We start from the raw sequence: 14,617 nt of genomic DNA on the forward strand, positions 1-14,617 counted from the left end.
GCGGGACCGGCCGTTCTTCACCATCTTTTCCCGGGTATCGTCGACTCCTGCGCGGAAGGTTAATGGCCTCTTAACCCGGTCCGCATAGCGTCTGAGGCCTCGACGTTCGCCTCGCCTGCCGGCGTACGCGCGCGTATGAAGCCGACGCTTCTTGATGCCTGGACCCGATGAGCGCGACCGGATCGCAATTCCACGATGATTCGAGCCTGACGGAGCGCCTCCGTGAAGGTGCAGAGCGCCTGTCGACGCAGGCCACAGGCCTGGCGATCCTGGCGATCGTCGCTGGTATCGTGGCCAGTCTGGCGACGTGGTCGGTCCAGGATCCCTCGCTCAGCCACGCAACCGAATCGGTTCCGACCAACCTTCTCGGCTTTCCTGGCGCCGCGGTGGCCGACCTGATGATGCAGATGCTGGGGCTGGCGTCCGGCGCCATGTTGATCCCGGTTGGCGTCTGGGCGGTGCGGCTGATAGCCGACCGCCCGGTCGCCGCCGTCGGCCGGCGCCTGCTGTCCTGGCTCGCCGGTAGCGCCTTTGCGTGCGCCTTCTTCGCGGCCCTGCCGGCGCCGTCCGGCTGGCCGCTTCCCTCCGGCCTGGGCGGTCTGATCGGTGATGCGCAACTCTACGTGTCGGGCTTCCTGTTCTCGCCTATATTCGGCGGCCTTGCCGCGCTGCCGGCCGGCCTGATGGCGGGGCTCGGCGCGTTCCTGCTGCTCTCCTACGCCTCCGATCTTCCCCTGCCGTTGCTGCGTCGCCGGCGCCGGGAGGAAACCGGCAGCGAGTGGGATGACGAAGACCAGAACGAGCGGGACGCCGGCGGCGAAGCCGACGAGGACATCGACGAAGAGCAGGGTGGCCATCGCATCGGCGCCCTGCAGCACGGCTGGCTGAGCTTCAAGGCGCGGATGCGCCGCCGCATTCGACCGGGAACGTCGGCAACGCCCCGCGCGCGTGGCTCGCTTGCCCAGTCCGTGTGGAGGCGGCTGGTCGAGGACGAGCCGCTGGTCGCGGTGCCGGTCACCGGCCGGGTCGAACCAAGCTTCGACGGCGACAGGCGCTGGTCCGGCCCGTCGCCCGAGGACGCCGCGCAGGACGACGACTGGGCCGGCGACGACTGGCCGGAGGAGACCGGACCGGGTGAGACGGGGCCGGGTGAGACGGGGCCGGACGACTGGGAAGAGACGGCCGCCCCGCGTATCACGCCGGCCAAGGCGCGCCTCAAGCAGGGCCGCCGCGCCTCCAAGGAGGCACAGCCTTCGCTGCTGCCCAACAGAGGCTACGAGCTTCCGCCTCTGCGCCTGCTCGCCGAACCGAAGCAGACCCGCAAGAACTCCGCCAGCGACATGGAGGGGCTGGAGCAGAACGCGCGCCTGCTCGAGAACGTCCTCGATGATTTCGGCGTCAAGGGCGAGATCATCAACGTCAGGCCCGGACCCGTCGTCACGCTCTACGAACTGGAGCCGGCGCCCGGCACCAAGTCCTCCCGTGTCATCGGCCTGGCCGACGACATCGCCCGCTCGATGAGCGCGATATCCGCCCGCGTCGCCGTCGTCCCCGGCCGGAACGTCATCGGCATCGAGCTGCCGAACTCGTTTCGCGAGACGGTGTACCTGCGCGAGCTTCTGGCGTCGGAAAACTTCGAGAAGTCCAAGTCGAAACTGGCGCTCTGTCTGGGCAAGACCATCGGCGGCGAGCCCGTCATCGCCGATCTCGCCCGGATGCCGCATCTGCTGATTGCCGGCACGACCGGCTCCGGCAAGTCGGTCGCCGTCAACACGATGATCCTGTCGCTGCTCTACCGGCTGGGTCCCGACGTCTGCAAGCTGATCATGATCGACCCGAAAATGCTGGAGCTGTCGGTCTATGACGGCATTCCGCATCTTCTGTCCCCGGTCGTCACCGACCCCCGCAAGGCCGTGGTCGCGCTGAAATGGACGGTCCGCGAGATGGAGGACCGGTACCGCAAGATGTCCAAGCTCGGCGTGCGCAACATCGACGGCTACAACGCCCGCGTCGCCGAAGCGAACCGCAAGAACGAGACCGTCGTGCGTACCGTGCAGACCGGCTTCGACCGCGAAACCGGGGAGCCGGTCTACGAACAGGAGGAGATGGACCTTTCGCCTATGCCGTTCATCGTCGTCATCATCGACGAGATGGCTGACCTGATGATGGTGGCCGGCAAGGACATCGAAGGCGCCGTCCAGAGGCTCGCGCAGATGGCGCGCGCCGCCGGCATCCACCTGATCACCGCCACCCAGCGCCCGTCGGTCGACGTCATAACCGGCACCATCAAGGCGAATTTCCCCACCCGGATCTCCTTCCAGGTCACCTCGAAGATCGACAGCCGGACGATCCTGGGGGAACAGGGCGCCGAACAGCTGCTCGGCCAGGGCGACATGCTCTACATGATGGGCGGCGGCCGCATCACCCGCGTCCATGGTCCGTTCTGCTCGGACGAAGAAGTCGAGGACGTCATTTCCTTCCTGAAGGCGCAGGGGACGCCCGACTATCTGGAAGAGATCACCGAGGAGTCGGAAGACGGCGGCTTCGAGATGCCGGGCCTTGTATCCGGCGGCGAGGGCGACGATCTGTTCACCAAGGCCGTGCAGGTGGTGCTGCGCGACAAGAAGGTGTCGACCAGCTACGTGCAGCGCCGGCTGCAGATCGGGTACAATCGCGCGGCCACGCTGATCGAGCGGATGGAGCAGGAAGGCATCATCTCGGCGCCCAACTCGAAGGGGCAACGCGAGATCCTCATGGGCGAGGGCGACGACGGCTAGGCGGAAACGGCGTCGCGCTTTCGCCACATCGCAGTGTTTGCGTCCGCGGCAATCGACGTCCGCATGGACAGATGGAGTTGGAATATCATGGCATTCGTCCGCAAACTGATGATCGCCGCCGTCGCGACAGGTATCGCGACTGTGCCCGGCGCGCTGATCCTCCCCGGCGCCCTGTCGGCCCGCACCGAGGCGACCGACCTGACCATCGCCCAGGTCGCCGCGGTGGACCAGGTCAGCGCTTATCTCAGCAACATCACGACCTTGCAGGGCGAATTCGTTCAGACTGCGCCGGACGGCAACATAACCCAGGGCCAGTTCTTCATTGAGAAGCCGGGCCGGATGCGCTTCGAATATGCACCCCCCGCCCAGCTTCAGATCGTGTCCGACGGCCGCTGGGTCGCCGTCCAGGACAAGAAGCTGAAGACGACGGAAAAATACCCCCTGATCACCACGCCGCTGAAGATGATCCTGTCGGACAACGTCAATCTGATGCGCGATGCCAAGATCCTGGCCGTCTATCCCGAGACCGAACTCGTCACCGTCTCGATCGAGGAAACCACCGGCGAAGCGCCAGGCACCCTGACGTTGATGTTCGATCCGGTCCAGAACCGCCTGACCCGCTGGACCGTAACCGACGTCCAGGGCCTCGATACGACCGTCGCCCTTGAAAACACCGTCGCGGGCCAGCCGATCGATCCCTCGAAGTTCCGGATCATCGAGCATCGCATCCTCGACGTCGGCGGCGGCAACATGCGCTGAAGCAGTTCGGGGGCCGATCCTTCGGTCCGGACGGCAAACGGTCAATAAACCGCATTCCGGTCGAAGTCGTATCCGGAAAGTGGACTTCGCCGGATCGGGGCCGTGCAAGCATCGGCTGGCCGATGCCATCACAATTCGGTGTTCGATCCGGCAACTCTTGAAACGGGGCCTTCGCAATCCCAGATTTTCGTCAGTAGCGGCGACGCTCGTGTTTTCGGTAACGCCCCCGTCTCGCCGAAGAGTGCCAGCCGCTGGTGCCGGTCTTCCCTCCCGGCACCCCGCAATTTGCGCGGACAGCGCCCGGTTCCTTCCCCCGGAGCCGGGCGCATTGTTTTTTGGCCCGGTCTCTGTCCTCCCGGGCCCCAGGTGTCCAGGCCCGGAAGCGGCCGGTTGTCTTCGGCCCGTCCGCGCGATAAAGGCGGTCCAGGCGTCCGCCGGGCCGGCAGTCGCCGCCCCTGCAATCACCGACCCATGGAACGGACTGTCCCGCACGTGCCGCTGACCGTCGCCACCTGGAACATCAATTCCGTCCGGCTTCGCCAGGACCTGGTCGCGGAACTTGCCGCCAAGCGCAATCCGGACGTGATCTGCCTTCAGGAGACCAAGTGTCCGAACTCCGAATTCCCCCGCAAGAGCTTCGAAAGGCTCGGCTACCGGCATATCGCGGCGCATGGCCAGAAGGGCTATCACGGCGTCGCGGTGCTGTCGAAGCGGCCGATCGAGACGATCGTCGCGCGGGAATTCTGTGAAAAGGGCGATTGCCGCCACCTGGCCGTCGATGTCGAGGGCGACGGAGGCCGCTCGGTGCGGATCCACAATTTCTACGTTCCCGCCGGCGGCGACGAGCCGGATCCGGCGATCAACCCGAAGTTCGCCCACAAGCTCGACTTCCTCGAGGAGCTGATCGCCTGGTCGGCCGACGACGTGTCGACCGTCGCCCCAGACAGCGGCGCGCTGCTCCTGGGAGACCTCAACATCGCCCCGCTCGAGGACGACGTCTGGTCGCACAGGCAGCTTTTGCGCGTGGTGAGCCACACGCCGGTGGAGACCGAGGGCCTGGAACGGGTCCGCAAGGCGCTGGACTGGGTCGACGTGGTGCGCCGCGACGTGCCCCCGCCGGAGAAGCTCTACACCTGGTGGAGCTACCGGGCCCGCGACTGGGAAGCCGCCGACAAGGGCCGCCGCCTCGATCACGTCTGGCTGACGCCGGGCATCGCCGATGCCTGCACCCAGGTCGAGGTGCTGCGCGAGGCGCGCGGCTGGGAGCGGCCGTCGGACCACGTCCCGGTCATCGTCCGGCTGGAGATGTAGGGCTACTCGGCCGTTTCCGGCGCTCCGCTGTCGATCGACAGCAGGCGCTCGCGGGTGCCGCCGAGTTCCTTCGTCATCGTCGACAGGCGCTCGCTCAGCGCCTGGCGCAGGCGTTCGGCCATATCGGGATATTCCTCGAGAACCCGGCGCAGCAGCCGCCGCGACACCGCCAGCAGTTCGGTCGGCTCGATGGTCCGGGCGCTCGCCGGCCGGGTGGTGTGGCAGAGCAGCGCCAGTTCGCCGATCAGCGCGCCGGGGCCGGCGATCGCGATCTCCTCCTCCACCCCGTCGACGGTGGTGAAGAACTGCACCGCCCCCGACACCAGCACGAAGCCGTCGTTGGCGTCTGCGCCCTCGCGGAACAGCATCGTGTCAGCCGGCAGCTTCAGCGGCTCTGCGGAGAACGCGATCAGCCGCAGCTGCTCGGCGGGGAAGTCCGACAGCAGCGGGATGCTCTGCAGAAGCTGGACGTCGTGGTCGAGGGTCACGCCTCGGCGCCTCCATAGGCGCCGCGCGGCACCAGCTTGTAGCCGCCGCCTTCGGTGACCAGCAGCTCCGCGCTCGACGGGTCGCGCTCGATCTTCTGGCGCAGGCGGTAGATGTGCGTCTCCAGCGTGTGCGTGGTGACGCCCGAATTGTAGCCCCAGACCTCGTGCAGCAGCACGTCGCGGGTCACCACCTTCTCGCCGGCCCGGTAGAGATACTTGAGGATCGCCGTCTCCTTCTCGGTGAGGCGCACCTTGGCGCCCTTCTCGGTGATCATCAGTTTCAGCGCCGGCTTGAACGTGTAGGGACCGATCGCGAACACCGCGTCCTCGCTCTGCTCGTGCTGCCTGAGCTGCGCGCGGATGCGCGCCAGCAGCACCGCGAAGCGGAACGGCTTGACGACGTAGTCGTTGGCGCCCGATTCCAGCCCGAGGATCGTGTCGGAATCCGAATCGTGCCCCGTCAGCATGATGATCGGCGACTTGAAGCCGTGCTTGCGCAGCACCTTGCACGCCTCGCGCCCATCCATGTCGGGCAGGCCGACGTCGAGGATCATCAGGTCGATGTGGTCCGCCTTGGCCTGATCCAGCCCGGATTTCGCGCATTCCGCCGTCGAGGTCGAGAACTCCTCGTGCAGCGACAGCTGCTCGACCAGCGCCTCGCGCAGATCCGCGTCGTCGTCGACGATCAGGATATGCTTCGACGTGTTCATGGCGGTCTCCGTGGTGGCGCGTCCGACCCGGTCGGGGATTCGGCCGGTCGACGACAGGACCGGTCAACGACAAGGCCGGTTAACGATATTGAACGACGATGTAGAACACTGTTGATGAAATCCGCAAGGCGGCCGCGCGGCGGGGTTGGGTGAATATGGCTACGGTTTCCGGCAATTGCGACCTGCTTCGCGTCCACCGCGCGAGCGGCGCGGCGCATCACGGCATCCTCGCCGCCGGCTCGCTGGTGATGCCCTGCGCGCTGGGCCGAGCGGGCATCCGCAGGCGCAAGCGCGAGGGCGACGGCGCCTCGCCGGAAGGCGTGTTTCCGTTGCGAAAGCTCTATTTCCGGCGGGATCGCCTGCCCAGGCCCCGCTCCGCCCTGGAAACGGCGGCGATTTTTCCGGATCTGGGATGGTGCGACGATCCCGCCAGCCTCGCCTACAACAGCGCCGTCCGCCTGCCCACCGCCGCACGCCACGAACGCATGTGGCGCGACGATCACCTCTACGATCTCGTCATTGTGATCGGCTTCAACGACGATCCGGCCCCGCTGCGCCCCTTCGGCAGCGCCATTTTCCTGCATCTCGCCCGCCCCGGATTCGCCCCCACCGAAGGCTGCGTGGCGCTCCGGCGGCACGACCTGCGTCGTCTCCTGCCGAGGATCGGTCCGGACACGAAGATCGCGATCGGCTGACGAGGGTGGACCGCATGGATACGGACGCGCTGATAGACTGTGTCGCCAGGCGGCTTGAAGGCGAGCCGGGCGTGCGCGCGCTCTGCCTGTCGGGCAGCCACGGCGCGGGCCTTGCCGACGCCTACAGCGACCTGGATTTCCTGGCCATTCTGTCAGACCCGCACATGTCTGCTGCACGGGGCGACGCGTTCTCCGACCTGTGGCGCGCGGCGCTGGAGCCGGCCGGAGGGATCGTCCTGTGGCGCGTTCGCTCCGGCCCGACGATACTGATCAACGCGATCACCACCGGCTGGCTGCGGATCGACGTCCTGGCAACGACAGCCGACCCGCTCCACACCCGGCGCGGCCTGAAGGTGCTGTTCGACCGCGACGGGATCGCCGCCGATCTGCCCGAGACCCCCGAACCTGGCATCGATCGCGACCGGCTGGCCTGGCAGATCGAGGAATTCATCCGCATTCTCGGGCTCCTGCCGGTCGCCATGGGCCGCGCGGAGTACCTGAACGCCGTTACCGGCGTCTTCCATTTGCGCAACCTCCTGATCGATCTCATGATCGCGGAGACCGGCGCGCCCCACCGTGGCGGCGCGCTGCACCTGAACCGGTTGATCACGGACGACCAGAAGGCACTTCTGACGGCGCTGCCCGCGCCGGTTCCGACCCGCGAGTCGGCGATTGCGACGCATCTCGCCTATGCCGGCGCCTATCTGCCCCTCGCCCGCCCGCTGGCGGACCGTCTCGGCATCGACTGGCCCGAGCCCTTCGAAAGGGCGACCTGGTCCCATCTCGAACGGGAACTGGCGATCGACCGGCCCTCCTAGGCCGGCGTGTCCCTCGCGCCGAAGATCGCGCTGCCGACCCGCACGTGCGTCGCCCCGTGGGCGATGGCGATCTCGTAGTCGGCGCTCATCCCCATCGAGAGCGTTTTCAGCCCCAGCTCCCTGCCAATCTTGGCGAGCAGCGCGAAATGCGGCGCCGGCGGCTCGTCTAACGGCGGAATGCACATCAGCCCCTCGATCTCGAGGCCGTGCTCGTCTCGGCAACGGGCGACGAAATCCGCCGTTTCCTCAGGCAGCACGCCGGCCTTCTGCGGTTCCGCGCCGGTATTGACCTGCACCAGCAGCCGCAGCCGCCGGCCCTGCTCCGCCATTTCCCTGGCCAGCGCCCGGGCGAGCTTGTCGCGATCGACAGTCTCGATCACGTCGAACAGCGCCACGGCCTCCTTCACCTTGTTGGTCTGCAACGGGCCGATCAGGTGCAGCTCGATATCGTGATAGCGCTGCTTCAGATCCGGCCACTTTCCTTGCGACTCCTGGACCCGGTTCTCGCCAAACGTTCGCTGGCCCGCCTGGATGACGGGTTCGACGACGTCGGGACCATGGGTCTTGCCGACGGCAACGAGCGTGACGGACCCGGTCGGGCGCCCGGCTTCCGCTTCGGCGGCGCGGATGCGGCTCATCACTTCTTCTAGGCGCGTTGCTGCGCCGGTTTCGGTCTCTGTCATGATGTCTTTCGAGAAAATCGTACGAATTTCGCCCCGTTGATGCCCGATTAACAGGCTTCAGTCATTCTGTCCCTGCCGGCTGGCGAAACGGCCGGATCGACTGATGTCCTCGCAGCCGGCCTCCCGCGCCCGCAACCGGTTGACCGGATAACGGGTTTCGGGCCATCTACGCCAAAATCTCAACGGTCGAATATCACGTGATGGCGAGCGAACGCTACAATCCCCGCGAGGCGGAGGCCCGCTGGCAGCGGGTTTGGGACGAGAATCGCGTCTTCGAGACCGCGAACGACGACCCGCGTCCGAAATACTACGTCCTCGAGATGTTTCCCTACCCGTCGGGCAAGATCCATATCGGGCATGGGCGCAACTACGTGATGGGCGACGTGGTGGCGCGCTACAAGCGCGCCAGGGGCCACAACGTGCTGCACCCGATGGGCTGGGACGCGTTCGGGCTGCCCGCCGAGAACGCGGCGATCGAGAAGAAGGTCCACCCCAAGGAGTGGACCTACGAGAACATCGCCACGATGAAGGAGCAGCTCAAGCTGCTCGGCCTGTCGATCGACTGGACGCGCGAGCTGGCGACCTGTGATCCGGAATACTATTCCAGGCAGCAGAAGCTGTTCGTCGACTTCCTCGCCGCGGGCCTGGTCGAGCGCAAGACCTCGCTCGTCAACTGGGATCCGGTCGACCAGACCGTGCTCGCCAACGAGCAGGTGATCGACGGCTGCGGCTGGCGCTCCGGCGCGCCGGTTGAAAAGCGCGAGCTGTCGCAGTGGTTCTTCAGGATCACCGACTACGCTCAGGATCTGCTCGACGCCATCGATACGCTCGACGACTGGCCGGACAAGGTGCGGCTGATGCAGCAGCGCTGGATCGGCCGGTCGGAAGGCGTGCGGTTCTCCTTCGAGATCGAGGACGGCGACGGTGCGCGGCAGGCGGAACCGCTTACCGTCTACACCACCCGGCAGGACACGATCTTCGGGGCGAGCTTCTGCGCTGTGTCGCCGGACCATCCGCTGGCCAAGCGGCTGGCTCAGGACGATGCCGGCCTGGAGGCCTTCCGCCGCGAATGCGCCGCGCTCGGCACCAGCGAGGAGGCGATCGAGCGCGCCGAGAAGAAGGGCTACGACACGGGCCTGTTTGCGGTCCATCCGTTCCGGCCGGACGTCAGGCTGCCCGTCTACGTGGCGAATTTCGTGCTGATGGGATATGGCGAGGGCGCGATCTTCGGCTGCCCGGCGCACGACCAGCGCGACCTCGACTTCGCCCGCAAGTACGGCCTGCCGGTGATCCCGGTCGTCGCCCCCGTCGACGCCGATCCCTCGGCGTTCGAGATCGCCGACGAGGCGTTCGTCGAAAAGGACGGCCAGGCCGTCCGCATGATCAATTCGGCGTTCCTGGACGGCATGAGCGTCGCCGACGCCAAGGAGGAGGTCGCAAGCCGCTTCGAGGCGGCCGGCACCGGCGCTCGGAAAGTGAATTTCCGCCTGCGCGACTGGGGCATCTCGCGGCAACGCTACTGGGGCTGCCCGATTCCCGTAATTCATTGCGATACCTGCGGAATCGTCGCCGTCCCGGAGGCGAACCTGCCGGTCCTGCTGCCCGACGACGCGACCTTCGACAGGCCGGGCAATCCGCTCGATCACCATCCGACCTGGAAGCACGTCGACTGTCCTAAGTGCGGCGCCGCCGCCCGGCGCGAGACGGACACCATGGACACGTTTGTCGATTCGTCCTGGTACTTCGCCCGCTTCTGCTCGCCTCGCGACCGGGACGTCGTCGACAGGGCGGCCGTCGATGACTGGCTGCCGGTCGACCAGTATATCGGCGGGGTCGAGCACGCCGTCCTGCATCTGCTCTATTCGCGGTTCTTCCTGCGTGCGATGAAGAAGACCGGATACACCGGGCTGGAGGAGCCTTTCCGGGGCCTGTTCACGCAGGGAATGATCACGCACGAGACCTACCGGACGGAGAACGGCCAGTGGCTGTTCCCCGAGGAGGTCGAGCGGCGCGACGACGGCACCGTGGTCAGCCGCGAGACGGGTCGTCCCGTCGTGGTCGGACAGCCGGAAAAGATGTCGAAGTCGAAGAAGAACGTCGTCTCCCCCGAGGCGATCGTCGAGACTTACGGTGTCGATGCGGCCCGCTGGTTCATGCTCTCCGACACGCCGCCGGAGCGCGACAGCGAATGGACCGAATCGGGAGTCGAGGGCGCGTGGCGACTGATTCAGCGGCTATGGCGCCTCGTCTCGCAGGTCGTCGAGATCGCGCCGCCGGCGGCAACCGCCAGGCCCGAGCGGATCGGTCCTGCCGCCGAAGGCCTGCGCCGCACCACGCACCGCGCGCTCGACGCGGTGTCCCGGGACATCGAGCAGCTTCGCTTCAACCGGGCCATCGCCCACATCTACGAGGTGGTCAACGCGGTCACCTCTCTGCTCAACGAGAAGGGCAACGGTGAGGTTGCGCCGGATCTCGCCTGGGCGCTGCGCGAGGCTGCGGAAACCATCGTCCGGCTGTCCGGACCCATGGTCCCGCATCTGGCCGAGGAATGCTGGAAGGTTCTCGGGCACGAAGGGCTGCTGGCGGATGCGCCGTGGCCGGTTGTCGAGCCCGCCCTGCTGGTTGAGGCGACGATCACTCTGCCCGTGCAGGTCAACGGCAAGCGGCGCGACGAACTTGTCATTGCCCGCGACGCGGACCAATCTGCTATCGAGGAAGCGGCACTCGGGCTGGCCGGCGTGCAGCGGGCGCTCGGCGACAAGCCGGTGCGCAAGATCATCGTGGTGCCGCAGAGGATCGTGAATGTCGTCGTCTGACCGGTCGTTCTCCCGATCCCGCCGCTTTACCCGGGCCGCGCCGCACCGCCTTGCGCTTGCGGCCGCCATGTTTGCGGCGCTGCTGGTCGGCGGCTGCAACGTCAGGCCGCTCTACGGGACGGCCGAGATCGGCGGCACCAGTCTGTCCACCGTTCTTGCCGATGTCGACGTGGCGCCCGTCGAAGGTCGCGTCGCCCAGAAGGTCCGCAACGACCTCCTGTTCCAGCTCAACGGCGGTAATCCGGGCAGCGGCTCCTACATGGTGACGCTGCGGGTCAAAGAGCGCTACACCAACATCATCACGCGCACCATCAGCGGCCTGCCCGGCGGGCGGAACATCCGCCTGCAGGTCGACTACGAGCTCAAGCAGGTGGGCGGGACGGAGGTGCTGGCCTCCGGCACGGTCACCCGGATCGCCTCGTTCGACTATTTCAACCAGCGTTTCGCCAACGACCGCGCCACGATCGACGCGGAGAACCGCGCGGCTGGCGAGGTGGCGGTCGACATCCAGCTCCGCCTCGCCTCCTATTTCGCGACCGGCAAGTCGTATGACGAAGTGGCGCCCGACGTCGATCCAGAGGACGAACTGCCCAACTTCGGCAATTCAATTTTCGACGACCGGGAAGAGACCTACGGAGACCCGGGCTATTGACCGCGCTCAAGGGCGAGGCGATCAACCGTTTTCTCAGGTCTCCCGACAAGCCACTCGCCGTCGTCTACGGTCCCGATACGGGGCTGGTCAGCGAGCGGGCCGCGAACATCCTCGCAGCGTTCCTCGGCGACGATCCGGATCCGATGGCGAGGAGCGTCGTCGAAGGCGATGCCCTTGCCGGGGCGCCCGAGAGGCTGGCCGAGGAGGCGCACAGCGTGCCGATGTTCGGCGGCCGGCACGCCATTCGGGTCACCGCCACCTCCCGGAATATCGGGCCTGCCCTTGAGCCGATTCTCGCCGATCCGCCCCGCGAGGCGATGATCGTGGTGGAGGCGGGTGACCTGAAGCCGTCCTCGCCGATCCGCAAGCTCGCCGAGAAGCACGCCAATGCGGCCGCCATCGCCTGCTATGTCGACGACCAGAAGGCGATCGACGGTCTGATTTCGGAGGAAATGGGTTCCGGCGGGCTGCAGGTGACGCCCGATGCCCGTGCCGCGCTTCTTCGTCTTCTCGGCGGCGACCGGCGCGCGTCGCGGGGCGAACTGCAGAAACTCGCTTCCTTTTGCCACGGCCGCGGCACGGTGGAATTGGAGGATGTCGCGGCAATCGTCGGGGACGCGTCCGCTCTGGAACTCGATGCCCTGATAGACGCGACCGCTCTTGGCGACGCGACGACGGCGAGCCTGGTGCTGCGGCGCTCGCTGGCCTCCGGCACCGCTCCGGCGAGCATCGTCTCGGCCCTCGCGCGGCATTTCCTGCAGCTGAGCGAAGCCCGCCTGAAAGTCGATCGCGGCGCGACGGCGGAAGCGGCGATGCGGGAACTTCGTCCCCCGGTGTTCTTCAAGCGTCAGAACGGGTTTCGGCGGCAGCTCGGAATCTGGTCGCCGGCGGCGCTCGATCGGGCGTTCGAACTCTTGTCGTCGACCGAATCGGAAGTCCGGCTGAGGCCTGATCTGGCGGAGGTGATGACCGACCGGACCGTCGTCACGCTGGCCGGCGCAGCGAGGCAACCCGGGCGCGCTCGCTGACTGGCAGTTTACGTAAAAGTAAATCGTCGGTCTTTGGCCGCCGCCGCTTCCTGCCCCGGCCGCGCGCTGATTTCTCTCGCCTTTACAAGTCTTTGTGGCGGATCCGCCCGGCTGCCTATCGCGCCAGCCGCCCGGTAACCGCCTCGAGTTGCTCGAGCGTCTTGTAGCGTACGCGGATCTCGCCGGTGCCGTCTGCCTTGTGCCGGATGTCGACCGACAGGCCGAGGGTGTCGGCGAGCTGCTTCTCGAGCGCGCGGGTATCGGCATCCTTGTCCGGAGCCGGCTTCGGGGCGGTCCGGTTGCGCCCGGGGGCATCCGCCTTGCGCGTCAGGGCCTCGGCCTCGCGGACGTTGAGGCCGGTCTCGATGATCGCCCGCGCCGCCCTCTCCGGATCCTCGTGCGTGACGAGGGTGCGGGCGTGGCCGGCGCTCAGCTTGCCGTCGGTGACGTAGGCGCGCACCGTTTCGGGCAGTTTCAGCAGCCGGATGGTGTTGGCCACGTGGCTGCGGCTCTTGCCGATCACGTCGGCGAGCTGCGCCTGGCTGTAGCTGAACTCCTCGATCAGCCGCTGGTAGCCCTCGGCTTCCTCCAGCGGATTGAGATCGCTGCGCTGCACGTTCTCGATGATGGCGATTTCCAGCGCTTCCCGGTCGTCGACCGCCAGGACCACGACCGGAACCTCGTGCAGCCCTGCCCTTTGGGCGGCGCGCCAGCGGCGTTCTCCCGCGATTATCTCGAAACGGGTCGCGTCTTCCGGGGTCGGCCGGACCAGGATTGGCTGCATGATCCCCTTTTCGCGGATCGATGCGGCGAGGTCGCCGAGGTCCTCGTCAGCGAAACTCTTTCGGGGGTTGCGCGGGTTGGCGCGCAGGAACTCGATCGGGAGCCGGCGCTGGCTGCGGGCCCTCTCGATCGCCTGCTTTTCGGTATCGACGTCGCCGATCAGTGCCGCCAGGCCCCGGCCCAGGCGCGACGGCGGTGCCTCGCGGCCCTGCTGCGGTTCATCCGTCTTCTTCAATACGCTCATTGTTGCGGCTCCGAATCGATCAGAAATTTTACTTCATGCAGCGCGAAGCCGCCGCTCCCGCTGGATTATTTCGGAGGCGAGCCGGATGTAGGCTTTGCTCCCGGCACAATGCATGTCGTAGAGGAGCACCGGCTTGCCGAAGGACGGCGCCTCCGAGACCCGTACGTTGCGGGGGATCACGGTATCGTAGACGTTCGCGCCCATGTGCTGCCGCACGTCCGCCACCACCTGGCTCGACAGGTTGTTGCGCTTGTCGAACATGGTGAGGACGATCCCGTGGATAGTCAGTTCCGGGTTGAGGGACGTCTTCACGTGCTCGACGGTCTGCAGGAGTTGGCTGAGGCCTTCCAGCGCGAAGAACTCGGTCTGCAGCGGCACCAGCACCGAACTCGCGGCAGCGAGCGCGTTGATCGTGAGCAGGTTCAACGACGGCGGGCAGTCGACCAAGACATAGTCGATGCCGAGATCGTCCTCCTCGGCCGCGCCGGGCCGGACGATCGCATTCCGGAGCCGGTACGAGCGGTCGCGAGAGCCCATCACCTCCTGCTCGAAACCCAGAAGGTCTAGCGTCGACGGCACCACCGACAGGCGCGGCACGGCGGTCGGCATCATGGCATCGACAAGGCTGCGCTCGCCGATGAGGACGTCGTAGACAGAGCGGTCTCTGTCCTTCCGGTCGATGCCCAGCCCCGTGGAAGCGTTGCCCTGGGGGTCCAGATCGATGACCAGGACGCGTTCGCCTATCGCGGCGAGCGCCGTACCCAGATTGATGGTCGTCGTCGTCTTGCCGACGCCGCCCTTCTGGTTGGCGATCGTGATGACGCGCGGTTTCATGCCCTCAGGCCTCCGGGTA

General features: G+C 66.8%; 13 protein-coding genes. 8 read left to right on the forward strand and 5 right to left on the reverse strand.

Going from position 1 to position 14,617, the window contains the following annotated elements; all coding sequences use genetic code 11:
- The first annotated feature begins 167 nt into the window (after window positions 1-167).
- From V3328_RS25915 to V3328_RS25925, 3 genes are all read left to right on the forward strand, one after another.
- The gene (locus V3328_RS25915; RefSeq protein WP_340332637.1) at window positions 168-2,777 is read left to right on the forward strand and encodes an FtsK/SpoIIIE family DNA translocase; all 2,610 of its coding nucleotides are present in this window, start codon (window positions 168-170) and stop codon (window positions 2,775-2,777) included.
- 87 nt (window positions 2,778-2,864) lie between these two features.
- Window positions 2,865-3,536 carry a LolA family protein gene (locus V3328_RS25920; protein WP_340332638.1) on the forward strand — a complete coding sequence of 224 codons (672 nt, stop codon included), beginning with the start codon at window positions 2,865-2,867 and terminating at the stop codon, window positions 3,534-3,536.
- A gap of 492 nt (window positions 3,537-4,028) precedes the next feature.
- Window positions 4,029-4,847: an exodeoxyribonuclease III gene (locus V3328_RS25925; protein WP_340332687.1), complete on the forward strand. Its 819-nt coding sequence runs from the start codon at window positions 4,029-4,031 to the stop codon at window positions 4,845-4,847.
- Between the two features lie 2 nt (window positions 4,848-4,849).
- Here V3328_RS25925 and V3328_RS25930 read toward each other — a convergent pair whose 3' ends face one another.
- On the reverse strand, window positions 4,850-5,335 hold the full coding sequence (locus tag V3328_RS25930) for a cyclic nucleotide-binding domain-containing protein (protein ID WP_340332639.1): 486 nt from the start codon (window positions 5,333-5,335) through the stop codon (window positions 4,850-4,852).
- Window positions 5,332-6,045, reverse strand: a complete 714-nt coding sequence (locus V3328_RS25935) for a response regulator transcription factor (RefSeq protein WP_340332640.1) — start codon at window positions 6,043-6,045, stop codon at window positions 5,332-5,334. Before V3328_RS25935 ends, V3328_RS25930 begins: the two co-directional genes overlap by 4 nt.
- Window positions 6,046-6,200: 155 nt before the next feature.
- On the opposite strand from V3328_RS25935, the gene V3328_RS25940 reads away from it, so the two are divergent.
- Together V3328_RS25940 and V3328_RS25945 are read left to right on the forward strand one after the other, a co-directional pair.
- A complete protein-coding gene (locus tag V3328_RS25940; protein WP_340332641.1) occupies window positions 6,201-6,740 on the forward strand; it encodes a L,D-transpeptidase family protein in 540 nt (179 codons plus the stop codon).
- A gap of 14 nt (window positions 6,741-6,754) precedes the next feature.
- Entirely contained in the window at window positions 6,755-7,558 is an 804-nt protein-coding gene (locus V3328_RS25945) for a hypothetical protein (RefSeq protein WP_340332642.1), read from the forward strand.
- Here V3328_RS25945 and V3328_RS25950 read toward each other — a convergent pair.
- On the reverse strand, window positions 7,555-8,241 hold the full coding sequence (locus V3328_RS25950) for a YggS family pyridoxal phosphate-dependent enzyme (RefSeq protein WP_340332643.1): 687 nt from the start codon (window positions 8,239-8,241) through the stop codon (window positions 7,555-7,557). The genes V3328_RS25945 and V3328_RS25950 overlap by 4 nt on opposite strands.
- Window positions 8,242-8,441: 200 nt before the next feature.
- Between V3328_RS25950 and leuS the strand changes: the two genes are divergently transcribed.
- Genes leuS through holA form a run of 3 tightly spaced genes read left to right on the forward strand, consistent with a single transcriptional unit; the run spans window position 8,442 to window position 12,737 of the window.
- Window positions 8,442-11,057 (forward strand): leucine--tRNA ligase, encoded by a 2,616-nt coding sequence (leuS, locus tag V3328_RS25955; RefSeq protein ID WP_340332644.1) that lies wholly within the window; start codon window positions 8,442-8,444, stop codon window positions 11,055-11,057.
- On the forward strand, window positions 11,044-11,709 hold the full coding sequence (locus V3328_RS25960) for a hypothetical protein (protein ID WP_340332645.1): 666 nt from the start codon (window positions 11,044-11,046) through the stop codon (window positions 11,707-11,709). Before leuS ends, V3328_RS25960 begins: the two co-directional genes overlap by 14 nt.
- Window positions 11,706-12,737: a DNA polymerase III subunit delta gene (gene holA / locus V3328_RS25965; protein WP_340332646.1), complete on the forward strand. Its 1,032-nt coding sequence runs from the start codon at window positions 11,706-11,708 to the stop codon at window positions 12,735-12,737. Before V3328_RS25960 ends, holA begins: the two co-directional genes overlap by 4 nt.
- A 115-nt stretch (window positions 12,738-12,852) precedes the next feature.
- On the opposite strand, the gene V3328_RS25970 is transcribed toward holA, so the two are convergent.
- Complete coding sequence (locus V3328_RS25970; RefSeq protein ID WP_340332647.1) at window positions 12,853-13,764, reverse strand: ParB/RepB/Spo0J family partition protein; 912 nt, start codon at window positions 13,762-13,764, stop codon at window positions 12,853-12,855.
- Between the two features lie 33 nt (window positions 13,765-13,797).
- Window positions 13,798-14,598, reverse strand: a complete 801-nt coding sequence (locus V3328_RS25975) for a ParA family protein (RefSeq protein ID WP_340332648.1) — start codon at window positions 14,596-14,598, stop codon at window positions 13,798-13,800.
- Window positions 14,599-14,617 lie beyond the last annotated feature (19 nt).

The organism is Microbaculum marinum (assembly GCF_037855135.1).
Lineage (GTDB): Bacteria > Pseudomonadota > Alphaproteobacteria > Rhizobiales > Tepidamorphaceae > Microbaculum > Microbaculum marinum.

Excerpts from the sequence above, each read along its gene's own strand:
- V3328_RS25915 (WP_340332637.1), top strand. The coding sequence starts at position 168 with ATGAGCGCGACCGGATCGCAATTCCACGATGATTCGAGCCTGACGGAG.
- V3328_RS25970 (WP_340332647.1), bottom strand. The coding sequence starts at position 13,764 with ATGAGCGTATTGAAGAAGACGGATGAACCGCAGCAGGGCCGCGAGGCA.
- V3328_RS25935 (WP_340332640.1), bottom strand. The coding sequence starts at position 6,045 with ATGAACACGTCGAAGCATATCCTGATCGTCGACGACGACGCGGATCTG.
- V3328_RS25920 (WP_340332638.1), top strand. The coding sequence starts at position 2,865 with ATGGCATTCGTCCGCAAACTGATGATCGCCGCCGTCGCGACAGGTATC.
- V3328_RS25975 (WP_340332648.1), bottom strand. The coding sequence starts at position 14,598 with ATGAAACCGCGCGTCATCACGATCGCCAACCAGAAGGGCGGCGTCGGC.
- leuS (WP_340332644.1), top strand. The coding sequence starts at position 8,442 with ATGGCGAGCGAACGCTACAATCCCCGCGAGGCGGAGGCCCGCTGGCAG.
- V3328_RS25940 (WP_340332641.1), top strand. The coding sequence starts at position 6,201 with ATGGCTACGGTTTCCGGCAATTGCGACCTGCTTCGCGTCCACCGCGCG.
- V3328_RS25960 (WP_340332645.1), top strand. The coding sequence starts at position 11,044 with ATGTCGTCGTCTGACCGGTCGTTCTCCCGATCCCGCCGCTTTACCCGG.
- V3328_RS25945 (WP_340332642.1), top strand. The coding sequence starts at position 6,755 with ATGGATACGGACGCGCTGATAGACTGTGTCGCCAGGCGGCTTGAAGGC.
- V3328_RS25950 (WP_340332643.1), bottom strand. The coding sequence starts at position 8,241 with ATGACAGAGACCGAAACCGGCGCAGCAACGCGCCTAGAAGAAGTGATG.